The following is a 22,830-nucleotide window of genomic DNA, read 5'->3' on the forward strand; positions in this document are numbered from 1 at the left end:
GGGCAGCCTGTCTGACTTGCTCCCCTATCATCCAAAAAATGAAAGCGGATTTACATGCAGACGATGGGTTCTCGAAGGCACTCGGCCTGTTACCCTTCGCTCAAGGGCAAAGTCATCTTCATCACCGGAGGTGGCTCTGGCATCGGCGCAGCGCTTGTCCAGAGATTTTCCTGGCAAGGAGCAAAGGTTGCCTTCGTGGATATCGAGAAAGCCTTGTCTGAAGCGGTTGTGACATCGCTGAGCGAGCACGTTCATCCACCGGTGTTCATCGAATGTGACATCCGCGATATCGCCGCGCTCCAGATGGCAATAGAGCGTGTCGGGCGAGATCTCGGCGAGGTCTCGGTTTTGGTCAACAATGCCGCCAATGACACACGCCACAAGATCGAGGACGTTACCGTTGAATACTGGGACAACAGAATGGCTATCAACCAGCGGCCGATGTTCTTCGCTGCACAGGCCGTTATCCCGCAGATGAAGCGTCTTGGAGGCGGGTCGATCATCAACTTTGGCTCGGTAAGCACGCGTATCGGGTCGAACTTCCCCGCATACATGACAGCCAAGGCTGGCGCGCACGGTCTGACAAAGGGCCTGGCCCGAGACCTCGGTCCTTTCAATATCCGGGTCAACACGCTTGTTCCGGGATGGGTGATGACGGAAAGACAGAGGCGCGAACACCTTACGCCCGAGGGGGAAGCTCGTATCGACGCGCTGCAGGCAATTCCAACGCGCATCCAGCCCGACGATATCGCGGCAATGGCATTGTTTTTGGCTGCTGATGACAGCGCGTTGTGCACGTCGCAGGAATTTATCGTGGACGGCGGTTGGATCTAGGATCGGTGCAACGAACTCCACTGTTCGCGGTTGTCCCGCGAACATTTAGTGCCCCAAATACTGCGAGCTAGCGAGCCGGCTTCCAGAGAAGCGTTGGCGCATCTGTCTCGTAGGCCTTGCCGTTTGGATAGCTGATCAGCTCCATCTGCAACCCCCACGGTGCCTCGAAATAAACCCAGGATTCTCCCGCTCCCGGTCCTTGCTTTTCGAGTTCGGGTCGGTCGAAGACCTTGACGCCCTTACCTGTCAGGTAGTCGGCGGCCGCCTCGATATCCTCGACATAGAAGCAAAGGTGGTAGCCGCCGATGTCGCTGTTCCTCGGATACACCCGCTTCTGGTCGGGCGCCTCGAAGTCGAACAGCTCGATGTTGCTGCCGTTCCCGCAGCGCATGAAGACGACTTCCTTCATGTTGGCGCGCGGATGGATGTTCATCTTGTCCTGCATGAAGGTGCCGTTGTCGTCCTTCATCGAGCCGCCGGAATAGATGAAGTCGCAGCCGATGACATCTCCGAAGAAGGCGATCGCCTCCTTCATGTCGGGCACCACAAGGCCGATATGGTCCATGGCGGTCAACCCCGGCATTCCTTTTCTGTCGCTCATTTTATGCCTCCTGCATAAGAAAATAATCTCGGTTCAGTGCGCGTTGCGGCGGCGACCTATGAAGTCGGCGACGCGCTCACCGATCATGATCGATGGAGCGTTGGTATTGCCTGAAGGCACACTCGGCATGACCGAGGCGTCCGCGACGCGTAGCCCGTCGAGGCCATGCAGCCGCAACTCGCTGTCGACCACGGCCATGCGATCCCTGCCGATCCGGCAGGTGCCGGTCGGGTGCAGTGCGCCCTGCGCCATCTCCTTCACATAGCCGCGATAGTCATCCTTGGTGCGCATCAGCCGTCCGGGATATTGCTCGCGCTTGACGATCGGCTTAAGGGCTGGCTGTCCCATGATCTCTTGGCCAAGCCGTACCCCCTCGGCCATCGTGTCGAGGTCGTACGGGTCGGACAGGTAGTTCGGCACGATTCTTGGCGGTGCGAACGGATCTGGCGAACGCAACTCGACGAATCCACGCGACCGCGGCCGTGTCTGACACACATTGAGCGTGCAGCCATGGCCGCTTTCGACCGTCGCCACGCCTTCCTCGACGCCCGAACCGGCCAGGAAGGCATACTGCAGGTCGGGGTGCGGATCGTCGGCATTGCCCCACCAAAAGGCGCCCCCCTCAATGATGTTGGAGCAGACAGGTCCCTGCCGAAACAGCGCATACTGAAGACCCGCCCAAGCCTTCCAATGTAGCTTCTTGTATTTGTCGTAGCCGTGGGGACCGTTCAGCTCATAGATCAGGTAGCAATCCACATGGTCCTGCAGACCGCGTCCGACACCGGGAAGATCGTGTACGACGGGGATGCCGGTCTTTTTCAGATGCTCGGCCGGGCCGATGCCGGAAATCAGCAGCAGGCGGGGCGAGTTGATCGCGCCTGCCGACAATATCACTTCACGCTCGGCACGCGCGACGCGCGTGCGCCCACCCTGGACGTATTCAACCCCGACGGTGCGATTGTTCTCGACCAGGATACGCGTAGCCCGGGCGCCAGTCTGCACCTTGAGGTTCGGCCGACTGCGCGCCGGTTTCAGATAGCAGACCGCGGCGCTGGCACGGCGGCCGTTGCGCGCCGTGATCTGGTAGAGACCCGAACCGGCCTGCTCACCGGCGTTGAAATCGGCGACATAGGGAATCCCCGCCTGCTGGCAGGCCTTGAGCCAGGTCCGCGTCAACGGGTTGACATATTGCGGATTGGAAACCTTCAGCGGCCCGCCCGATGCATGCGCGTCGCCCGCCAGCGTGTCGTTGTCCTCGGCGCGCAGAAAAAAGGGCAGCACATCCTTGTAAGCCCAGCCCTCGGCACCTTGTTCGGCCCAGCAGTCATAGTCCGACGGAATGCCACGTATGTAGAGCATGGCATTGACGGAACTGCCGCCGCCCAGCACGCGCGCCTGCACCATGGTCGGCGGCGTGGCCTTTGGATTCTCGGCCGTCGGCTCCTGTTCAAACCGCTGCAAGAGGTTGCCGGTTGCGGTCTTGTAGACCATCACCGGCAGATGGATTTCGATGGCCCGATCTTCAGGCCCTTCCTCCAGCAGGAGCACGGAACTGCCAGCATCCTCCGACAGCCGCGAAGCGGCTACGCAGCCGGCGGAGCCGCCGCCAATGACGATGTAGTCTGGCATTGGTGCTGCCCCTGTTGCACAAGCTGCTCGGTAAAGGTGCGGCAGCCGCATGCACGGCCGCCGCCTCGCAGGTAGCGCTGGGAGGATGCGCCTCGCTCTGGTTGGGTGTGGTCAGCCTGCTTTGAATTCGTTCCAGGCGGCGACCCAGTCGGCATACGTCGCATACTGGTTCGACTCGAGCGGCGGAATGCCGAGAAGCGGCGCGGCCTTGAAGATGCCTTCGACGTCGGAATAGTCGAACAGCGCCTTGGTCTCGGGCGGCAGCAGGTCGACCGCTTTCGACGAGACGACACCGGCCGCATTTCGGGTGACGACCTTGGCCTGCACCTCCGGTGAAATCGCCTGGTTGAAGAACTCGTAGGCAGCTTCCTCGTTGTCGGCGCCAGGCGGCATGAACCAGGCGTCGCACCAGGTCGCGGCGCCTTCCTTGGGGATGGTATAGATCGTCTCGACATTCTGCTTTGCGGTCTCGGTCGGGATGCCGGTCCAGCCGGCGAAGCAGGCAGCGACCTCGCCGGACACCATCAGCGACACGACGTCGCCATAGGTCAGGCTGATGGTGCGGGCCTGATCGCGATAGAGCTTCAGGTGCTCGAAGGTCTTGGCCATCTCGTCCTTGGTGAGGTTCGGAAAGGTCTTGAAGCCCGCCAGCACCGCCGCGACCGGCCAGGTAACCAGCGTGTCGTCGACCAGCACGATCTTCCCCTTCAGTTCCGGCTTCAGGAGATCCTCATAGGAGGTCGGTTTTTCCATCATCTTCGGATTGTAGACGATGGTGTTCAGGCCCCAGGCGTAGGGTACGCCGTGCAGTTCGCCGTTACGGAACCAGGTCGGCTTGTCGTAGAAGACGTCGAAAAGGTTGTCGGCGCTGTAGTTCGGCAGCTTGGACTTGTCGAGCGGCTTGGTGATCTTCAGCACATCGAGATAAAGGTCGGCATAGCCCTGGTTGTATTCGGCAGCGTCGAAAGGCGGTGGATTCGGCACGCTGAACTTCGTGGTGACGTCGTCCTGGTTGCCCATCGCCGAGACCTCGACGTTGAGGTTGTTCTTGGAAATCCAGTCGGCAAGCTCGTCGGTCAGTTCCCAGCCTTCCCAGGCCATGATCTGGAGATCGCCTGAGCCCGCATGCGCCAGATTGGGAATGAACGGCGCGAGCATCGCGCCGCCGGCAAGCGCCGTTGCGCCGCCAAGAAAAGACCGGCGGCTTGTTGCGAATTGCATGATTTCGTCGGTGGACCAGATTTTTCTCATTGTCGAATTCCCCTTTTGAGATCCGTTAAGAGCTTGATTGTGTTGGCTGCGCTCGCAAGAAACAATTTCGCATGGTGCCGAATGCCGGCGCTTCATGGCGCGCTGTGTGCGTCAGTGTGCGAAAGCACCTCGCCGGAGATGCACAAGTTCTGGCGCCGCATCAGGTATGCGGGAGCATGACGACGTTGGCCGAGTCCCAGTAGACGCGGGTACGGTCGCCAATCGACGGCAAAGCGAGGCGACCGTTACGCTGCACCTGGATGCGGACCGGGGACTGGTCGTCGAGACGCACAGTGTAGAACGAGCGGCTGCCGATGAAGACGACATCTTCAACAGTACCTTCGGCCGATTGGGCTGCCGTTTCGCCACCATGGAAACTCAAGGATTCCGGGCGGATGGAAACAGTAATGCGTTCCGATACGTGGCGATCCGCAGTCTCGGCGCCGAGGAAGGGGATGCCGGCCGGCGTGACCGCGGTGGTGCCGATGCCGTTCACTGCGGTGACAGTCGCATCGAACAGGTTGGTTTCCCCAAGGAATTTCGCGGCAAACAGCGATTTCGGCCTGGCATACATGTCCTCGGGCCGGTCGATCTGCACGAGGCGACCCTTTTCCATCAAGACGACGCGGTCCGACAGGATCATCGCCTCGTCCTGGTCATGGGTGACATAGACGAAGGTGGCTCCTGTCTCGGTATGGATGCGCTTCATCTCGGCCAGCATGTGCTGGCGGATCTTCAGGTCGAGCGCGGCCAGCGGTTCGTCCAGCAGGAGCACCTTGGGGCCGTTGACCAGGGCACGCGCCAGCGCCACGCGCTGGCTCTGGCCGCCGCTGATCTCGTCGATGTAGCGGCTGGCGAAATTGTCCAGCTGCACGATGTGCAGCATGCGGTTCACCCGCTCCTTGACGTCGGCCCTGGGCATGCCCTTGACCTTCAGGCCGAAGGCCACGTTTTCGAAGACATCGAGATGAGGAAAGAGTGCATAGCGCTGGAAAACCATGTTCACCGGACGGCGTTCCGGCGGCGTGCCGGCGCAATCGCTTCCGTCGATGCTGATGGCGCCCGAGGTCAGCGTCTCGAAGCCGGCGATCAAGCGCATCAACGTGGTCTTGCCGCAGCCGGAAGGTCCGAGCAGCGTCAGGATCTCACCCTGGCGGATCGAGAGATTGATGTCAGTCAACGCGGTAAAACTGCCGAAGACTTTCTTGCCATCGCGGATATCGATGATCGTCTTGGGATTGGTCATGGCAAAGGTTCCAACTGTTCGAGGCGGCCGGCAATCGCAGAGCGCCGACGGGCCTGACCGATCAGCCAGGAAGCAACCAGGATTGCGATCGAGAAGAAGAGGGCGAGTGTCGAAATGGCATTGACCAGCGGCGTCACCGTGCGGCGCATCATCGACCAGATGTACATGGGCAGGGTCGTTTCAGTGCCGGCGACGAAGGAGGTGACCACGAACTCATCGAAAGACACGGCGAAGGCCAGGATCGAGGATGCAATCAGGGTCGGCGCGATCAACGGCAGGGTAACGCGGGCAAAGGTCTGCATCTGCGAGGCGCCAAGATCACGCGCGGCCTCCTCCAGCGAGGGGTCAAACAGCGCCAGTCGCGCCTTCATCGCCACAATCAGGATCGGGATCGCGATGACGACATGAGCGATCACGATCGTGGCGGTCGAGAGCTGGGTGCCCGACTGGGCGAAGAGTACAAGCAGCGAAACGCCAACGAACAGGCCGGGCAGGGCGATCGGCGTGATCGTCAGCGCCTCGATCATGCCGCGGCCGGCGCGGCCGAAGCGCAGCCAGGCCAGCGACGCCGTGGCGCCAAGCAGCAGGGTCACCAGCGCGGTGAGTAGAGCGATCGTCAGGCTCTTGATGACCGCAGAGGCCAGTTGCGCATTGCCGAACAGCTCCTCGTACCAACGCAGCGAAAATCCCGCGAAGGGGAAGGACAGCGACGGCGACGCGTGGAATGAGAACAGCACGATAATCAACAGCGGCGCGAGCAGGAAGGCCAGGATGGCCCAGACGATGATCCGCAGCAGCACAGTCAGATCTCCCGCTCGGTTTTCGCTCGCCGCTTGACGATCAGGCCGGTGGCGCGGCCAAGCACGGTGATGACGACGTAGAGGATGATCGAGACACCGAACATCAGGAAAGCCTGCGCCGCGCCGAGCGGCCAGTTGCCAGTCTTGCGGAACTGATCAGCGATCAGGAGGCCAGTGGTCTGTCCCGAAGAGCCACCCAGCATCTGCGGTGTCACATAGTCGCCCGCAACAAGGATGAAGGTCAGCATGAAGGCACCGACCAGGCCGTTGGCCGCGTTGGGCGCGATGACCTTGAAGAATGCGCCGACTGACGAGGTGCCCAGGTCACGCGCCGCATCGACCAAGTCGCGCTTGATCTCGCTCAGCGAGGACACGACCAGCAGGATGCAGAACGGCAGGTATATATGGACCAGGGTGATCGTCACCGCGAAGGGGCTGAACAGGAAAGCCGAGACCGGGTGATCGATAACACCGAGCTGGAGGAGCACAGTGTTGAGCACGCCACTCGTGCCGAGCAGCGTGCGCCAAGCGTAAATGCGCACCAGATAGCTCGAGAACCACGTTATAAGGATGAGATAGAGGATGGTCTGCGAACGGCTGACATAGACCAGATAGTAGCCGACCGGGATCGACAGGATCAGCGTGACCGTGGCGGTGAAGAGACCGATGCGGATGGCGTTGGAGGTGACCTTCCAGAAGACCGGCGAGGCCAGCGAGCCGAGATAGTTCTCGAACTGGAAGTCCGGCACGATCCGATAGGACGCAGACGACCAGAAACTGTAGGCGAACAGGATCAGGCTTGGCACGACGAAGAAGACGAGCATGTAGAGTATCGCCGGCGTGGCCAGCAATGCTCCCGTCCTCGTGCGTGAAAGGCTCATTCGCAGCACTCCCAAGGCTTCGTCCATCGCCCGCCCATCCGAGCCGGCCCCGTCCGACACTGTCCGCGCCGATCAACGACGCCTTCGTGGTTCCCGTCGGCAGGTCGTCAGATCGATCCGTCGCCTGCTCTTGCCAGGTGATAGTCCGCAGTTTCGTGCCGGTTAACAATTTCGCACGACAGGGTTTCGTGAAGCGATGTTGCGCACGATGCGCTAAGTATCGCTTCCAATCGAGGCGTCAGCTCTCGGGAGAGGGAAGCCGTCAGGCGTTCACGCCGGCCGCATCGAAAGCGGCAGCGATCGAGGCCGCGGATTTGGCCGCGACCGCTTCGGTCGACATGGTCGCAAGCATCGGGGAGAAGACCTCCGGCCCGACCTGGTTGAGGCCGCCGCCCTCGGCCAGGATCCGGATGATCTCCACGTTGGGAAAGTCGCCGTCCCCCGGAAAGAGCCTGTTGTAGCAGTCATCCTTGATCGAGATGCCGGCCGGAAGGTCGAGCGGCCCGTCGTTCAGCTGCAGGCAGTGGATCATGCCGCTGGGAATCTGGCGAAGGGTATCGAGCTTCGAGCGGCTCCGGACGAAATGCCAGACATCGAAGACCAGCCCCGAATTCGGCTGGTCCGCTGCGCTGACGATTTGCCAGGCCATCTCAAGCGCCGGCACACCCCACAGTGGGATGAATTCGAGGTCGCAGGTTACCCCGTACATTGCGGCGCGACGGCAGATGGCGGCGTAGTGCTGGGTGATCTCGTCGATCGACATCGCATTCAACGGGAATGTGGCATTCAGGCTCATATGCGTGCAACCCAGCCCATCGATCAGCCGAAAGAACTCATCCGGCGTCGTGTCGACAGAGCGGATATAGGCTTCGTCCATGTTGTCGGGCCGCCAGATGCGCGGCCAGGTGTTGAGCGGATCGAGCCGGGTGATCGAGACGCCCTGGTCGGCCGCGCGGGACCTCATCTCGGCAAAACTCATGCCACCTTCCAGCAGGCGCTCGACCTCCAGGGGCATCAGCGAAAGTTCGCCGAATCCAGCCAACCGCGTGGCGCGCAGCTTTTCCTCGAATGGCAGGTGCGCCACGTTGGAAAACGGCATCATGGTCGAGTTGACGGTGGCTACCAAAATCGCGCTCCTTCTGACCGGCCGTTCGGCGCTCAGCCGGACCGCGCCATTTGACACGGCCGCGCACGCTCCCGCAATTTCGTGGCGAACGCTTTGGCGAGCGTGTTTGACGCTTCGGCCGCGTCGGATTGCGTCAGCCGAGCTGGATCATTTCGGAGCCATCGCCAAGAAATTGCAAGGCCTCGCGCGGGATTGAGGGGTCGCCACGGTCGAGCACGGTCAGTGCGTCGAGGTGCTCGCGCTTGAGCAACCCAGGTCCCCGGTAGTGCAGCGCCACCTTGGTCGAATAAGGCTGGCGGAACATGGTGGCCGCGATGCCTGTGGCAATGCCGAACATGAATTTTGATGAGCTGCGTTTGACCGGCGCATAGACGCCGAAGGTGAGCTCGTTACGCTGAATGCCTTCGAAGTCGGCGGTGAAAAGTCGGCCGGCGACCGGAAAGACGAAGCCGTAATATTTGAAAACATATTCCGTCTTCGTCGGATCGTCGTAGCTCGGAAACCGCTCGATATAGTAGTGCTGCAGGAACTGGTTGTTCTTGTAGATGCAGAACGCCGACCGCAGGACGAACCCCTTGTAGATCGACGAGTACTGGTAGCGGTCCCAGACGCCCAGCACCTCTTTCTGGTCGCCGCTCGATTCGACGATCATCGCTTCGACGAATTTGTTGAGCTCGGGCGAACGGCGCACATTTTCCATCGCGTGGAAAAAATTTCCCTCCACGAGAGTGCGGAACTCGTCCGGCTGCGAAAACAGGATCGGCACGCTCAGGCCGAAGTAATTGGCGATCAGCCGCAGGTTCTGCGGCGAGGGCATGTGCAGCCCAGAAAGATATTTGTTGAATTGCTGACGGTTAAGATTGATCTTCCGGCAAACGGCGGAGATCGAGCCGTGACGCTCGCAGAGCAGGCGCAGGTTGGCCGAGAAGTGGGCCACCTGGTTTTCGTCGTGTTCCATCGAACTCGCCCACTTTAAGTCACATGTCGCATATGTTGCGTCATGTCGCGTCAATATTCAAGTGTCTGCGAAATTGTGCGTCAATGACAATTTCCTGAAACTCTGCCTCGATCCTGCTGCCGGGTGCCGAGCCATCGACCCGCCGGCCACGCGAAAACGAGGTGGAACCCATGAACTTGACAGGCGGACAAATTGTAGCACGAGCGCTGAAGGAGTACGGCGTCGAATATGTCGCCGGCGTTCCCGGCCACGGCATCTGGTCGTTGTTCGACGCATTTCTGGAGTCAGGCTCGCAGATTCCGTTCATCCAGGTCATGCACGAGCAGAGCGCCGTGCACATGGCCGACGGCTATTTTCGGGCTTCGGGCAAGCCGATGGCGTGCTCGACCTCGATCGGGCCGGGCGCGACCAACACCATCATCGGCTTGGCAACCTGCTACACCGACTCCATTCCGGCCTTCTATGTTTCCGGCGGTCCGGCGACGCACATGAAGGGCCATGGCGTCATGCAGGAGCTGGAGCGCCAGCAGGAGAACGCATTCCCGCGCATCACCGAGCAGGTGACAAAGCGCGTGTACAAGGCGGGCCGCGTCGATGAACTGCCGTTCATCATGCACCGTGCCTTCAACACAATGCTGTCGGGCCGTCCCGGACCGGTGCATGTAGAAGTGCCAATGGACCTTCAGACCGAAGCGGCCGACGTCACCATCCATCCGCTCGCTTCGCGCATGGCGATCGGCGTGGCCTATCCCGATCCTATTGCTGTCGAGAGGGCGGCAGCGTTGCTGCTCTCGGCAGGGCGGCCGGTCATCATCGCGGGCGGTGGCGCAATCAGCTCCAATGCCTCGGAGGCGCTGCTTGCGCTGGCCGAGAAGGTCGGGGCGGCCGTCTCCTCGACCTGGAATGGCAAGGGCGCCTTCCCCGAGGATCACCCGCTGTCGATCGGCGCCGTCGGTCAGACCGGCACAGCCTGCGGCAATCAGATCACTGCCAGCGCCGATGTCGTCATGTCGGTCGGCTGCCGCTTCACCGACTGGTCGGCGTCGAGCTACCGCAAGGGCGCGTCCTTCTCCATCCCTCCGGGCAAGCTCATCCATATCGATCTCGATCATCATGAGATCGGCAAGAATTATCCGACCGAAGTCGGCATCGTCGCCGATGCCCGCGCGACGCTCGAGGCGATGCTGGCGCTGATCTCGGACCAGCAGTCGAGCCGCGCGCTCGGCCGGCGTGACCGCTTCCATGCCGATATTCGCAAGGCCAAGGCGGAATGGGAAGAGATGCTGGCGCCGCGCCGCGACTCGAATGAAAGCCCCTTCACGTCGCAGCGGCCGCTCGGCGCGCTGCGCAAGGTGATGGACCGCTCGGGCATCATCTTGGCCGGGTCGGGCAATACGCAGGGCGCGGTCAAGCAGACCTTTCCGGTCTATGAACCGCGAACGCACCTCACTTCGGGTTCGTTCTCGCCGATGGGATGGGCGGTGCCGGCGGCACTCGGCGCAAAGCTCGCCCAGCCTGACCGCCAAGTAGTTGCAGTGGTCGGCGACGGCGATTTCATGATGTCACTGCCGGAAATGGGCACAGCTGTCATGAACGACATCCCTGCCGTGTTCCTGGTCCAGAACAACCGCGGCTATATGTCGATCCGCGGCGGCCAGCGCAAGTTGTTGGGCCGCCATGTCGGCAGCGAGTTCAATCACCACAAGGGCAACGGCGAGCCATACACCGCCAACATTGCCGAAGTGGCCAAGAACTTCGGCATCGAAGCCTGGAAGGTCGAGGACTCGGCCGACCTCGAGAAGACGCTGAAGGCGGCGCTCGATTCCAACGCGCCGGCGCTGGTCGAGGTGACCACCTCACGCGATGCGGCTGGGCCGTTCGTCACCGGCTGGTGGGATTTCCCGTCGCCCGCCTACTACGAGAAGGAGCAGGCGGAATACGCCGCCGGCCGCGAACTCGAACAGCATATGTGATTTCGCAAAAGCTGTTGCCCTCTGAAACGCGCCGCTCCGGCCTCACCCTCGAATGAGGGGCAATGAAACGCCTCGCCAAAAGGTCCAGACATGATCAGACGGCTGAAATCGTCCAAGGCTGCTACGGGATTTGCGCAGGACGCGAAGCTGACCGCGACCGTGGAGGCGCTACTGGCGGATGTCGCGGTACGCGGCGATGCGGCGGTTCGGGAACTGTCGAAGAAATTCGACGGGCTTGACCGGCCGTCCTACCAACTCACGGAAGCCGAGATCCGAGCCTGTGTCGACAGCCTTACGACTCGGGAGCGTGACGACATCGGCTTCGCGCAGGACCAGGTGCGCAACTTCGCGCAAGCGCAACGCGATTCCCTGCTCGACATCGAGGTAGAGACGCTGCCCGGCGTGATCCTCGGGCATCGACACATCCCGATCGAAAATGTCGGCTGCTACGTACCTGGTGGACAGTATCCGCTTCTGGCCTCCGCGCACATGTCGGTTCTGACCGCGAGAGTCGCCGGTTGCGACCGCGTCATCACCTGTGCGCCGCCGTTCAAGGGCCGCCCGGCACCGCTGATCGTCGCCGCGCAGCATCTTGCCGGCGCCGACGAGATCTACTGCATGGGCGGGGTCCAGGCGATCGGCGCCATGGCCTATGGCACCGAGACCATCAAGCCGGTCGACATGCTGGCCGGACCAGGCAACGCCTATGTCGCGGAGGCCAAGCGTCTCCTGTTCGGTCAGGTGGGCATTGACCTTTTCGCCGGGCCGACTGAAACACTGGTCATCGCTGACGACACGGCAGACGGTGAATTGTGCGCCACCGATCTGCTCGGCCAGGCCGAGCACGGCGTGAATTCGCCGGCGGTGCTTTTGACCAATTCCGAAAAGCTCGCCCGTGACACAATGCGCGAGATCGAGCGGCTGCTGAAGATCCTGCCGACCGCGGCCATTGCCGGCAAGGCCTGGGAAGACTGCGGTGAGGTGATCGTCTGCGACACGCTGGAAGAGATGGTCGAAGAGGCCGACCGCATGGCTTCCGAGCATGTCCAGGTGATGACCGCAGATCCCGATTACTTCCTCGCCAACATGACCAACTACGGCGCGCTGTTCCTCGGCCATCGCACGACCGTGGCTTACGGCGACAAGGTAATTGGCACCAATCACACGCTGCCGACCAAGACAGCAGCGCGCTATACGGGCGGCCTCTGGGTCGGCAAGTTCCTGAAAACCTGCACGTATCAGAGGATCGTGACTGACGAGGCTTCGGCAATGATTGGCGAGCGCTGCTCCAGGCTTTGCATCATGGAAGGCTTCGCCGGTCATGCCGAGCAGGCAAATGTGCGGGTACGCCGCTTCGCGCGCAAGAACGTCGGGTATGGGCAGGCGGTCGAGGCGGCGTAACCAACATGCGGCGAGCACCCACGAGGCATGCGCAGTGACAGAGCTTTCCGCTGACATCGTCATCATCGGATCGGGCATCGGCGGCGCGACGGCTGCGTCCGTGCTTGCCGACACGGGAGCGCGCATCCTCATCCTCGAACGCGGCGAGCAGCTTCAGGATACGCCCGAGACGCGCGACGAGCGCGCGATCTTCCAGCGGAAGCATTTCCGCACCAAGGAATCCTGGCTCGACGGCACGCGGACGCCGTTCAGCCCCGGCAATTTCTACAATGTCGGCGGCAATTCAAAATTCTATGGCGCGATCATGTACCGCAACCGCGCGGAGGATTTCGCCCCGCAGCAGCACATGGAGGGCTCGACGCCGGGCTGGCCGTTTTCCTATGACGAGATCGAACCGTGGTATGGCCAGGCCGAGCGGCTGTTTTGCGTCCGCGGCAAACTGGGCGACGATCCGACAGAACCGCTGCATTCGACCCGCTACGATTTTCCGGCCGTTCCGGACGAGCCCTCGATCGGCAAGGCCCGCCAGCGGCTGAGGAAGATCGGCATCCATCCAAGTTCGCTGCCGATCGCGATCGATCATGTCGCGTGGCTGAAGCGCGCACTGACCCCGTGGGATGCCTTCCCCGACACTTTTACCGGGAAGATTGACGCGGAAACCGGTCCGCTCGCGGCGGCACTCGTGCACGACAATGTCGCACTCTTGACCGGCGCGGAGGTGCTGCGCCTCGACACGGACGTCTCGGGCAGGACGATCACGCAAGCAATGATCCGTCACAAGGGGCAGGACGTGCCGGTGCGCGCCAACCGCTTTATCCTGGCGGCAGGTGCGGTCAATTCCGCGGCGCTCCTGCTGCGCTCGGCGAACGGGCAGCATCCGAACGGTCTCGCCAACGGCTCCGACCAGGTCGGCCGCAACTTCATGAACCACAACTGCACCGCAATGATCACGCTCGATCCACGCCTGCGCAACACCGCGGTCCATTCCAAGACCTTCGGCTTCAACGACTTTTATCTGCACGATTCCAAGACCGGCTTTCCGCTCGGCAACGTGCAACTGCTCGGCAAGATATCGGGACCGATTTTCAAGGCCAACATGCCCAGCGTGCCGGAGTTCGTTACGGGGCTGATCGCCCGGTATTCCTTCGACTGGTACGTGATGAGCGAGGACCTGCCCAATCAGGAAAGCCGGGTCATGGTTGACGGGTCGGCGATCGTGGTCGACTGGCAGCGCTCCAACATGCTCGGTCACAGGACGCTGGTCGAGCGGGTGCGCGGCGTGTTCAAGGCGGCCGGATTTCCGATCGTGCTGTCGCGCGCTTTCGATCGTCGTACGCCATCGCATCAGTGCGGCACAGCCAAGATGGGCACTGATGGCGCGACCTCGGTCGTCGATACGCATTGCCGATCGCATGACGTCAAGAACCTTTACATCATGGATGCAAGCGTGCTGCCGACCTCGGCCGCGGTGAATCCGGCGCTGACGATCGTCGCCGTAACACTGCGCGCTGCATCAAAGCTGCGCGCCGAGCTGGTCCAGTAGTTCGAGTGGACAGGAGAGGACCAATGAGTAGATCCGTGAAAGTAGCCGTCCTGGGCGCCTGCGGCTGGATGGGCAAGGTCCACACCATGTCCTACCGGAACATACCGTTCGTCTTTGGCTCGGACAAAGGTACGGCCGAAATTGCCTGGCTGGTCGACGGAAGCGAGCAGGCGCTGGAGAAGGCCGGCAAGCTGGTCCCGAATGCGAAACTGTCGACCGACTGGCGCGCAGCGGTGGCCGATTCGTCAGTTGAGTTGGTCGATATCTGCCTTCCCGACAGTCTGCACCACGAGGTCGCCAAAGCGGCGCTTCTCCAGGGAAAGCATGTCTATTGCGAAAAGCCGCTTGCCAATACGGCGACCGAGGCGCGCGAGCTCGCCGACATCGCGGCTGAGAAGGGTGTCATCACGCGCGTAGGCCACGCGTTCCCGCGCAACCCGATCCACGACGTTGCCAAGGACATTATCGATTCCGGCGAGATCGGGGACATCAAGCTGTTCAGGGCGTGCCAGCATGTCGATGTGCTGGGCGATCCGAACGCACCCTTCATGTGGCGCGCGGACGGCAAGCTCGCGCCGACGGGCATCGTCGGCGATACCGGCAGCCACGTCTTTTCTTTCATGGAGCGGCTGGTGGGGCGGGTGTCCGAACTGATCGCCGATTGCGCGATCGTCACGCACAAGCGCCCCGTCGTTGCCGGGTTCAACTATGGCAGCGGCGCCGAGCTTACCGGCAATGAGGACATGGCCGAAGTGACCAACACCGACGCCACGAACCTGCTCTGCCGTTTCAAGAACGGCGCAATGGGCATCGTCGATTTCAGCCGCGTCGCGACCGGCCGCAAGTTCAAACAGACTTATGAGATCTACGGCACCAGGGGCAGCATCGCCTATGACTACGACGAGGTAAACCGGCTGCGCTTCTACACCAACGACGACGTCGTCGGCCGACGGGGTTTTCGCGAGATCGATGTCGGGCCGGAGAACGCCACCTATGCCGCGTTCCTGCCGATCGCCAATTTTGCGCTCGGCTACAATGAATCCAAGCAGATCGAGATCGCCGAGGTGGTGCGCTCCATCGTCACCGGCGAGCAAATGTGGCCGACCTTCGAGAGCGGCCACCACATCACCCAGATCGTCGACGCCTGCCTCGATTCCTCGCGGCTTCGCCAATGGGTCTCAATCGCCTGACTGGAAGTGTTCCAATGGCCCCGCGCAAAGCGAAGAACTCCATCCATACCGGTTTGGCCACGGCCATGCCGCGCGCCCTGACGGTCGCCGTTGAGGTCCTCGACGGCTTCGGCTGGGGTCTCATCGGCGCCAGCACCATCGCGCGCGAATACATGGTCGACGCGATCCGCCGCAGCGGTGGCCGGCCCCTGAGCGTGATGAGCCATGACGGCGCGCGCGCCGCCGCCTTCGCGCGCGACCTCGACATTGCGGACTCATGCTCCGATCTCGACACGTTGCTCGACGACCGGCGGATCGGCGCGGTCTACATCAGCTCAATCAACACGCAGCACCGATATCAAGTGCTGGCCGCAGCGGCAGCCGGCAAACATGTGCTGTGCGACAAACCGCTGGCCACCCGCTCGGCAGATGCCCTTAAGATGGTGCGTGCCTGCGAGAAGGCCGGCGTGGTGCTTGCCGTCAACCACCATCTACGGTCGTCACCGGTGCACCAGACGATGCAGCGGATGATCGCGGCCGGCGAGATAGGTGCCGTCCGTTCGCTGATGATCGTCCATGCCGGCTATCTCAGACCCGTTCTGCAATCGTGGCGGATCAAGGACGCGGCCGAGGGCGGCATCTACCTTGATCTCAGCGTCCACGACATAGACCTGGCTTCGTTCCTGCTGGAGCAGACGCCGGTGACGGCGGTCGCGTTGGGCGCGGGCGTGGCGCTCAGTTCCAACACCGTCCACGATCATGCGATGTACGCCCTGAAGATGAGCGGCGGTACCTTCGTCCAGGTGCATGAGAGCTTCGTCACGCCCGACGTGGAAAGCCAGGTCGTGGCGCTCGGCTCGGAAGGGGCGCTGATAGCGGCCGGCACACTGGCGCAGCGTTCCACGGGAACGCTAACGCGGCGGGTGAATGGGCGCAACGAATCGATCCCGCTGCGGGCCAACGATCTCTACGCGGATACGGTCGAGCAATTCCTGAACGCCATCGCCGGGACTGGCAGCCCTCGTGCCACCGGACGCGACGGGCTGGCGGCGCTCGCCGGCGCTGAAGCCGTGGGAAAGGCTGCCGCGACCGGCAGGGCGGCCGCCGTCAAACGTCACGAGTAGGCTTCGATCCCGGCGAGGGGTGATGATCGGCCCATCGCAGGTGCATCTACCGACCGGCCAGCCTCTCATCCACAGACCATGCCGCCAACCACCAGCCGGCCCGACGGCAAGCAGGATTCCAATGATCACCGCCGAGAAAAAGCCGCCGTCACGCCATGCCTCCTTCATGGTTTTTCTTGCGGGCGGCATTGGTATCGGCGCGTGGGCCGCGAGCCTGCCGTCCATCAGTGCGGAACTGCAGATCGACAAGGGCACGCTAGGCTTCGTGCTGCTCTGCTTCGCGGCCGGCGCCATCCTGACCATGACCAATGTCGGCCGGCTGGTGCCGCGGTTCGGCACGCGCACCCTATGCCTTATCGCCTGTACCGGCTTCGGGTTGGCGTTGATCGTTGCACCGCATGCGCCGAGCGTGACCTCGTTGGGGCTCGTCGTCGCCTTCGCGGGCGCCTCGTTCGGAGCGCTCGACGTGTTGATGAATACGGACGCCGCCTTCCTGGAGCGACGCGTCGGCCGCCATATCATGTCGTCCTTCCACGCATTGTTCAGTGTCGGCAATTTGGGGGGCGCAGGCGTCTGTGGAGTGATTCTATCTGCTGGCGGCAATGTGCAGGCGTGCCTCGGCGTCACGGGAATGGGCGTGATCCTATTCGGCGCAGCCGGTTGTTGGCTGAGCGAGCCGCACATATCAGTCCGCAAGAGGTCGAACGAAGGCTCGGCTCGGCTCGATCCCGTCCAGCGGCGACGGCTGTTGCTCGTTGGTGTGATTGCGTTCCTGGCGCTGTTTTCGGAAGGGGCGCTGATGGACTGGACAGCCGTCTATTTGGTCGGCAATGCCGGTGCGTCGGAGAGCACGGGCGCCTTCGGCTTTGCGGTTTTTGCCGGCATGATGGCGGTCGGTCGCGTGGTCGGCGACGCGATGGCCAATGCGTTTGGGCCGGCACGGCTGTTGCGGCTCGGCGCCGCGGCAAGTGCTCTTGCGCTGGCGGTGATCCTTGGCATCTCGACGGTGCCGGTCATCTTCCTGGCGCTCATCTTGTGCGGCTTCGGCATCGCCAACGTAGTGCCGTTGCTGTTTGCCGCAGCCGGCCGGATCGGCGGCCATGCAGCAGGCTCGGCCATGTCGTTGGTCGCTGCACTCGGCTATGCTGGCCTGCTCGTCGGCCCGGCCTTCATCGGCATGCTGGCACAGGCAACCTCGCTGCGCGCCAGTCTGTGGGTCGTGTTCGTCGCCTTCGCCGTCATCACACTGGGTGCCGCCGCGACCCGTCCATATAGGTCAACTTGACGCAAACTGGCGCATAATTTGCTTACTTCTGCGCCGGTAATACGCTTGCCGCGAAATTGAACGGCGATTTGGAGCGTGGTTCCATACGCCAGAGTTGGACGAACGGAATCAGGATGCTGATGGCTTATCAAGAGAACGCGTGTCGCAATCTGGCTTTTGCCGATGATTTCATCTCGGCGGCATTGGTCGACAATGCGCGCGACTTCGCCGTCGAGGACGGTGTGGTCGTCAACCTTTCGCCAAAGCCGATGGTGACGTCGGGATCGGCCGTGCCCGGCATCGTGCCAGCCTGGAAGTCGACCACGCTGAAGGGTGCGAAGATCGTCAGCGCGGAGCGTGCGGCAGTGCTGAAGATGAACAAGACTACCAACCTCGGCGGCGTCGCCCTGCGCGGCTGGGACTGGCTTGGCAACCGGATCAAGAGCTTTCCGCGCGACACGCCACTTTACATCTCGGCGCAGGATACGATCGGCACCGTGACGACCAATCCTTTCGCATTTACCAACGAGAACCCCGCCGTCGCGGCAAATCAGGAGTTCGAGCTGAAGCTGAACCTTTGGTGGTCGCCGGGAGAAACCGACTGCTTCATCCACAATGAGCACCCGTTCCTCGAGGTGCATACCCAGATCCATGGCCTCGGCCGCATGCAGAAATTCCATGAGCGGGAGCAGTCCGCGCTCTATGAGGATATCATGATGCCGGTTGGTTACACGCATGACCCATTCTGCCGCGTCGCCGGCAAGAACCGGTGGGAGTATCCGTGGCATCGCTATTATGCGGACACCGACTCGATCTGGTTGGCTATCGAGTTGCACCCGATTCCCTAGATGCTCTGTTTGGGCGACTGAAGCGGCAAGATGGAGCCCATGTTGCATGGAAAAGCCAATGTTGAATCAAACCCGAAAAAGGCCTTCAATTTCAATCCCAGCTCTGGCGGGCCTGATACTATTGTCGTCGATGGGATCGTATTTTTTCGGCGGAAAAATCGTGGCTTTTATAATGCGCACAAGCCAGGAGAACGTCGAGTTATCCAGAATTAAGTGCGTGGCCTATTCTGAAGTATCCCATGCGTATAGCGAGCAACTTTGCGAAGCGCCCGTTGACGCGGAATAGGCGCGGGAAGCGGCCGCAGTACGGGTCGGGCAGAACATCAGACGATCGTGATACCCGAGCCGAAGCATTCTCATCCGCATCGGCCGCGGCCAATTCTCTGGCTCGAACACATTTGCAAAGGACAGGACCGTGGACAGTATGGAACGCAACGCGCGCGCGGTCCTCCTTCCTGCTATCGACAGTCTGGAGTTGACTGATGATTTGAAGCGCTACTTCGACGAAGGTGGCCGATCTCTGCTGCTCGGCGAGACACGGGCCGAATATGTTTCGCGTCGAATGAGCGATGCCAGACGCGCCTCAGAACGAGCGGAGGATTTCCGCCGTCTGGCTGACGAAGTGGCCACCCGCGCCAACAGGGTGCTAATCGCGCTCGATCAGGAGCCAACCGGAATCGAACGTCTGCATGGACTGGCGCCAAGACTTGGCGGTCGGGCGGAACTGCTCTCGATGCCGGATGAGACAATTCGCCAACGGGCGCACGTCATTGGCCGGAAGGCCAGGGAACTAGGGGTCGGAATGTTCCTCGGTCCCGTGGTCGATGTCCTCACTGGTCGCAATCCCTGGCTGCATGGACGAACCCTTGACTCAGATGCGCGTCAGGTCGCCCGCATCACGAGGGCATTCATCAGTGGCATTCAGAGTGCCGGCGTCGTGGCGACAGCCAAACACTTTCCCGGCCACCATGACATCACCGGCGACCCGGCAATCGAACTCGCGGATGTTCGAGGGACAGCAGAAGATCTGCTCCCGGGATTTGACGTTTTCCGCTCGGCGATCCAAGCGGGCGTCCGCGCAATCATGACCGGCCCGGCGCTGGTACCCGCCGTCGATTCGGACTTTCCGTCCTCTCGCTCGAAGAAAACCATCGATATGCTGCGCCACGATTTTGGTTTTACCGGCATCGTCGTCAGTGACGATATCGATGCTGTTGGAATGCTGCGAGGCCTCTCTGATAGCGAAACCGCAGTCGCCGCCGTGAACGCGGGTGCCGACCTCATCCTTCTTCCGGCGGGCAGGGCAAACGAGGTTGCCATGCACATCGTCGCGGCCGTCCGATCAGGAAATTTGCCTGAACACCGGTTGGCCGATGCGATACGAAATGTGGAAACCAACAGCGATGCCCTGGGCGTCTAATAGACCGTTCTCGATCGTCGTGATGACCGGACGTAACAGTTCAAATGTGTTCGAAACGTTCCGGTCCAGATCGTCGACATGGTTGGCAATCCCATGAGTGTGAAGATAGCACATGCTGCACTTTGGACCGCTGATCTGGAAACATCCGCCGATTTCTGGTCACGCTATTTCGACGCCACGATCGGTGAGCGGTATGAAAGTCGACGACGCCCAGGCTTCGCATCTCGCTTCGTGGAATTGGACGGTGGGCCATCCATCGAATTGATGACCGGTCCGTGGGTTCCCGAAGACATCACGCGCGCTGGCGCGGAAGTCCCGGGCTGGGCGCATATCGCTGTCTCCGTCGGTTCACATGAAGCGGTAGACGCCCTAGCCAGGCGACTTGATGAAGACGGTTTGCTAGTCTCGCAGCCGCGCATGACCGGAGATGGCTTCTATGAAGCGGTCGCACGAACGCTGGATGGCTCGCTGGTCGAGATCACGTCCTGACTGCTGTGTTTCGGCAGCGCAAATCGCGGGCCCCTACACGTCGCCGACATTTAGTAAGAAAATTCAGATAGAATTTTAGGAACGGGAGAGCGCTACGCCTTTCCCAGATCGGCGCTACCTACTTCGTTGCTGCGGGTGAAGAGCCAGACTGGGTTCCCTGTTTGCGCGTATACTGCGAAAGAAGCGCCCCAAGGCGATGGTCGAAAACGCACTCTTGTTTTTTGACGGGTGGGTATCAAAAGAAACGGCAAAACAATAATCGAATTGTCCGATGGTATTATCTAAGTATCGACAAGAGGTGATTATCGATAGTTAGACGGTGCCAGAGAAGATCTCCCAGCAAGTCAACCTAACATCGAGATAGCTTGACTATCGCGAATCAGCCATCATGAAAACAATGGCTTACGACATCGGCGAATTGCCCCTGAAAACCCTGATCGGGCCGGTTTCCCGCGCGACCGAAGCCTTGGCGCGGCTCGACGAGCGGCTGGCCCGCTCGCCCGTCCGCGACGGCTTCGTCGAGCGCCAGCACTTCGCCGACGCGGCCGCCGCCCTCTGGCTCGCGGGCGAGCTCGTCCATGTCGAAGACCTCGTCCTGCACGACGCCCACATGGACATCCGCACCCCGACCCACGAGCTCACCCGGGCGCATGCGGTCCTGCGCGCCCGCCGCCAAATTTTGTCGAACAAGCCGGCCTGGGCGCTCGGTCGCGACGGGCATTTGGCGCTGACTGGCCGCGGCGGCGCGGCGGCGGGGCCGGCGCAAAAAGGCCGGGACGGGGAGAGGACCTCGTCTTCTGAGGAGGGCGTCGATGAGGGCGAGTCGTCGGCCGAGCAGGACGCGTTGGCGCAAGAATTCGCCGAAATCGATGCATTGCTCGCCCGCTCGACAAACGTGCTCGCGGCATCGAGGCCGGTCTAAAAAGGCCGATCGCGGAGAATCGGCCGACACTGGTCTACGATCTCGATTGGGACGAGGACGAACGGCTGGCCGAGTGGCAGGCTGTGCTGCAGGCAACTAAAGACCTGCCTACTGTGCTTCGCGTCGCGTTGCTCATCGACGCCTGGACCGAGATCGAGGTCTTGCAACACGCGCCATGGCTCGGGCCGCTGCTGGTCGGGGCACTGCTGCGGCAGACAGGCACGACCGCCCACCACCTGATCGGCCTCCATGTCGGCGCGCAAAAAATTCCGCGTGAGCGGCGGCGCGCCCACGACAAAGTCGTGCGGCTGCTCGCCGTGCTCGAGACCATCCACGCGACGGCGTCGGCCGGGCTGAAGGAGCATGACCGGCTGTTGCTCGCCCGCACGCAGCTGGAGCGGCGCTTGCGGTCGCGGCGGACGAGCTCGAAATTGCCCCGTCTGATAGACTTGGTGCTGGCGCGGCCGTTGGTGTCGACGGCTATGGTCCAGAAAGAACTGGACGTTAGCCGGCAGGGTGCGCTGGATCTCGTCGGCGAATTGAATTTGCCAGAAAATCACTGGAAGAAAGCGGTTCCAGGCTTGGGGGGTGTGTGACCAAGCCACGGGTTCGCTTCGCGCGCCTCGGTTGGCCGAATTTCGCCGATCGGCGGGACTCAGATAAGATGAGGCAGGAAAATTGAGGCCGCTCCAAACATGGTTTCTGCAGAGATTGTTGAGGCGCGCGAAGCTGCGACCAGGCTGCGCGAGAGTCTGCCGTCGTCCATCGATGCCGCAGCTTTGGGCGTCCGCTCCAAAGCACCATTCCAATTGCTTTGTGCACGCGAAGCATTGATCTGGCGGAGCGAAGAGCTGGCGCGCAATGCATGCGATGCGCTTGAACGGGAGGATCTGAGCGTTGCCGCTCTGTTGACCCTGCGCTTACCGAAAACGCCGCTTTTATGTGGAAGATGTGGGAGATTCTCAATGCCAGGCATACCCATTCGCCGCAGGCGCTAAACGATGTGTTGATGCGGCTGCTCGCGGGCTCGAGGGACAGGCCGGATGGGCCACAGGCCATGCAAATCCTGAGCTGCATCGACCGGATGAACAAGGCGGTGCCGGGGGTGCGTGCCAGCTACGACAGCTTGAGCGAGATCGCGCATCCCAATTGGGCCGGTGCCGCTGGCCTCTATTCGAAGCAAGACCCAACACGGTATGTGACGGAATTCGGCCGCGGATTGGGAGACACGAAGGGCGCGGGTGACATGATCGCCATTGCGCTGCTCGGCTCGCTCGGCTTATTTGAACTCGCCTACAACCGTATAGCCGAGGCGATGCCGGCGTTCGTGGCGGAACTTGAACCCATTTGA

Annotated in this window: 21 protein-coding genes; 13 read left to right on the forward strand and 8 right to left on the reverse strand. The window is 61.7% G+C overall.

The window, feature by feature from the left end; all coding sequences use genetic code 11:
- The first annotated feature begins 54 nt into the window (after positions 1-54).
- A complete protein-coding gene (locus NKH12_RS17580) occupies positions 55-834 on the forward strand; it encodes an SDR family NAD(P)-dependent oxidoreductase (RefSeq protein ID WP_352954294.1) in 780 nt (259 codons plus the stop codon).
- A 67-nt stretch (positions 835-901) separates the two neighbouring features.
- Here NKH12_RS17580 and NKH12_RS17585 read toward each other — a convergent pair whose 3' ends face one another.
- From NKH12_RS17585 to NKH12_RS17620, 8 genes are all read right to left on the reverse strand, one after another.
- Positions 902-1,435, reverse strand: coding sequence for a VOC family protein (locus NKH12_RS17585; protein ID WP_352954295.1), 534 nt, complete (start codon positions 1,433-1,435; stop codon positions 902-904).
- A 33-nt stretch (positions 1,436-1,468) separates the two neighbouring features.
- A complete protein-coding gene (locus tag NKH12_RS17590) occupies positions 1,469-3,064 on the reverse strand; it encodes a GMC family oxidoreductase (RefSeq protein WP_352954296.1) in 1,596 nt (531 codons plus the stop codon).
- Between the two features lie 111 nt (positions 3,065-3,175).
- A complete protein-coding gene (locus NKH12_RS17595) occupies positions 3,176-4,315 on the reverse strand; it encodes an ABC transporter substrate-binding protein (RefSeq protein WP_287362992.1) in 1,140 nt (379 codons plus the stop codon).
- A gap of 160 nt (positions 4,316-4,475) precedes the next feature.
- Complete coding sequence (locus NKH12_RS17600; protein ID WP_352954297.1) at positions 4,476-5,561, reverse strand: ABC transporter ATP-binding protein; 1,086 nt, start codon at positions 5,559-5,561, stop codon at positions 4,476-4,478.
- Positions 5,558-6,361: an ABC transporter permease gene (locus tag NKH12_RS17605; protein ID WP_352954298.1), complete on the reverse strand. Its 804-nt coding sequence runs from the start codon at positions 6,359-6,361 to the stop codon at positions 5,558-5,560. The genes NKH12_RS17600 and NKH12_RS17605 overlap by 4 nt, the downstream gene beginning before the upstream one ends.
- Positions 6,362-6,363: 2 nt before the next feature.
- Entirely contained in the window at positions 6,364-7,242 is an 879-nt protein-coding gene (locus tag NKH12_RS17610; protein WP_352954299.1) for an ABC transporter permease, read from the reverse strand.
- A 262-nt stretch (positions 7,243-7,504) separates the two neighbouring features.
- Positions 7,505-8,368 (reverse strand): sugar phosphate isomerase/epimerase family protein, encoded by an 864-nt coding sequence (locus NKH12_RS17615; RefSeq protein WP_352954300.1) that lies wholly within the window; start codon positions 8,366-8,368, stop codon positions 7,505-7,507.
- A 133-nt stretch (positions 8,369-8,501) separates the two neighbouring features.
- The gene (locus NKH12_RS17620) at positions 8,502-9,326 is read right to left on the reverse strand and encodes a helix-turn-helix domain-containing protein (protein ID WP_065010843.1); all 825 of its coding nucleotides are present in this window, start codon (positions 9,324-9,326) and stop codon (positions 8,502-8,504) included.
- 170 nt (positions 9,327-9,496) lie between these two features.
- On the opposite strand from NKH12_RS17620, the gene NKH12_RS17625 reads away from it, so the two are divergent.
- The 12 genes from NKH12_RS17625 to NKH12_RS17680 all read left to right on the forward strand — a co-directional run bounded on the left by NKH12_RS17625 (position 9,497) and on the right by NKH12_RS17680 (position 22,830).
- Positions 9,497-11,299: a thiamine pyrophosphate-binding protein gene (locus NKH12_RS17625; protein WP_352954301.1), complete on the forward strand. Its 1,803-nt coding sequence runs from the start codon at positions 9,497-9,499 to the stop codon at positions 11,297-11,299.
- A 90-nt stretch (positions 11,300-11,389) separates the two neighbouring features.
- Complete coding sequence (gene hisD / locus NKH12_RS17630; protein WP_287237818.1) at positions 11,390-12,700, forward strand: histidinol dehydrogenase; 1,311 nt, start codon at positions 11,390-11,392, stop codon at positions 12,698-12,700.
- A 34-nt stretch (positions 12,701-12,734) separates the two neighbouring features.
- Entirely contained in the window at positions 12,735-14,243 is a 1,509-nt protein-coding gene (locus NKH12_RS17635; protein WP_352954302.1) for a GMC oxidoreductase, read from the forward strand.
- Positions 14,244-14,266: 23 nt separating this feature from the next.
- Entirely contained in the window at positions 14,267-15,433 is a 1,167-nt protein-coding gene (locus NKH12_RS17640; protein ID WP_352954303.1) for a Gfo/Idh/MocA family protein, read from the forward strand.
- Between the two features lie 14 nt (positions 15,434-15,447).
- A complete protein-coding gene (locus tag NKH12_RS17645; protein ID WP_352954304.1) occupies positions 15,448-16,536 on the forward strand; it encodes a Gfo/Idh/MocA family protein in 1,089 nt (362 codons plus the stop codon).
- A 121-nt stretch (positions 16,537-16,657) separates the two neighbouring features.
- Positions 16,658-17,821, forward strand: a complete 1,164-nt coding sequence (locus NKH12_RS17650; protein WP_352954305.1) for an MFS transporter — start codon at positions 16,658-16,660, stop codon at positions 17,819-17,821.
- A 119-nt stretch (positions 17,822-17,940) separates the two neighbouring features.
- Positions 17,941-18,648 carry a hypothetical protein gene (locus NKH12_RS17655; RefSeq protein ID WP_236377365.1) on the forward strand — a complete coding sequence of 236 codons (708 nt, stop codon included), beginning with the start codon at positions 17,941-17,943 and terminating at the stop codon, positions 18,646-18,648.
- Positions 18,649-19,072: 424 nt separating this feature from the next.
- Positions 19,073-20,068, forward strand: a complete 996-nt coding sequence (locus NKH12_RS17660; protein WP_352954317.1) for a glycoside hydrolase family 3 N-terminal domain-containing protein — start codon at positions 19,073-19,075, stop codon at positions 20,066-20,068.
- A 93-nt stretch (positions 20,069-20,161) separates the two neighbouring features.
- Positions 20,162-20,557 carry a VOC family protein gene (locus NKH12_RS17665; RefSeq protein ID WP_352954306.1) on the forward strand — a complete coding sequence of 132 codons (396 nt, stop codon included), beginning with the start codon at positions 20,162-20,164 and terminating at the stop codon, positions 20,555-20,557.
- A 397-nt stretch (positions 20,558-20,954) separates the two neighbouring features.
- Positions 20,955-21,479 carry a hypothetical protein gene (locus tag NKH12_RS17670; RefSeq protein WP_352954307.1) on the forward strand — a complete coding sequence of 175 codons (525 nt, stop codon included), beginning with the start codon at positions 20,955-20,957 and terminating at the stop codon, positions 21,477-21,479.
- 83 nt (positions 21,480-21,562) lie between these two features.
- Complete coding sequence (locus tag NKH12_RS17675; RefSeq protein WP_352954308.1) at positions 21,563-22,075, forward strand: DUF1612 domain-containing protein; 513 nt, start codon at positions 21,563-21,565, stop codon at positions 22,073-22,075.
- A gap of 344 nt (positions 22,076-22,419) precedes the next feature.
- Positions 22,420-22,830, forward strand: a complete 411-nt coding sequence (locus NKH12_RS17680; RefSeq protein ID WP_352954309.1) for a hypothetical protein — start codon at positions 22,420-22,422, stop codon at positions 22,828-22,830.

The organism is Mesorhizobium sp. M1322 (genome assembly GCF_040318085.1).
GTDB lineage: Bacteria > Pseudomonadota > Alphaproteobacteria > Rhizobiales > Rhizobiaceae > Mesorhizobium.

Excerpts from the sequence above, each read along its gene's own strand:
- NKH12_RS17580 (WP_352954294.1), top strand. The coding sequence starts at position 55 with ATGCAGACGATGGGTTCTCGAAGGCACTCGGCCTGTTACCCTTCGCTC.
- NKH12_RS17585 (WP_352954295.1), bottom strand. The coding sequence starts at position 1,435 with ATGAGCGACAGAAAAGGAATGCCGGGGTTGACCGCCATGGACCATATC.
- NKH12_RS17590 (WP_352954296.1), bottom strand. The coding sequence starts at position 3,064 with ATGCCAGACTACATCGTCATTGGCGGCGGCTCCGCCGGCTGCGTAGCC.
- NKH12_RS17595 (WP_287362992.1), bottom strand. The coding sequence starts at position 4,315 with ATGAGAAAAATCTGGTCCACCGACGAAATCATGCAATTCGCAACAAGC.
- NKH12_RS17600 (WP_352954297.1), bottom strand. The coding sequence starts at position 5,561 with ATGACCAATCCCAAGACGATCATCGATATCCGCGATGGCAAGAAAGTC.
- NKH12_RS17610 (WP_352954299.1), bottom strand. The coding sequence starts at position 7,242 with ATGAGCCTTTCACGCACGAGGACGGGAGCATTGCTGGCCACGCCGGCG.
- NKH12_RS17620 (WP_065010843.1), bottom strand. The coding sequence starts at position 9,326 with ATGGAACACGACGAAAACCAGGTGGCCCACTTCTCGGCCAACCTGCGC.
- NKH12_RS17625 (WP_352954301.1), top strand. The coding sequence starts at position 9,497 with ATGAACTTGACAGGCGGACAAATTGTAGCACGAGCGCTGAAGGAGTAC.
- hisD (WP_287237818.1), top strand. The coding sequence starts at position 11,390 with ATGATCAGACGGCTGAAATCGTCCAAGGCTGCTACGGGATTTGCGCAG.
- NKH12_RS17640 (WP_352954303.1), top strand. The coding sequence starts at position 14,267 with ATGAGTAGATCCGTGAAAGTAGCCGTCCTGGGCGCCTGCGGCTGGATG.
- NKH12_RS17645 (WP_352954304.1), top strand. The coding sequence starts at position 15,448 with ATGGCCCCGCGCAAAGCGAAGAACTCCATCCATACCGGTTTGGCCACG.
- NKH12_RS17650 (WP_352954305.1), top strand. The coding sequence starts at position 16,658 with ATGATCACCGCCGAGAAAAAGCCGCCGTCACGCCATGCCTCCTTCATG.
- NKH12_RS17655 (WP_236377365.1), top strand. The coding sequence starts at position 17,941 with ATGGCTTATCAAGAGAACGCGTGTCGCAATCTGGCTTTTGCCGATGAT.
- NKH12_RS17660 (WP_352954317.1), top strand. The coding sequence starts at position 19,073 with ATGGAACGCAACGCGCGCGCGGTCCTCCTTCCTGCTATCGACAGTCTG.
- NKH12_RS17665 (WP_352954306.1), top strand. The coding sequence starts at position 20,162 with ATGAGTGTGAAGATAGCACATGCTGCACTTTGGACCGCTGATCTGGAA.
- NKH12_RS17670 (WP_352954307.1), top strand. The coding sequence starts at position 20,955 with ATGGCTTACGACATCGGCGAATTGCCCCTGAAAACCCTGATCGGGCCG.
- NKH12_RS17680 (WP_352954309.1), top strand. The coding sequence starts at position 22,420 with ATGTGGAAGATGTGGGAGATTCTCAATGCCAGGCATACCCATTCGCCG.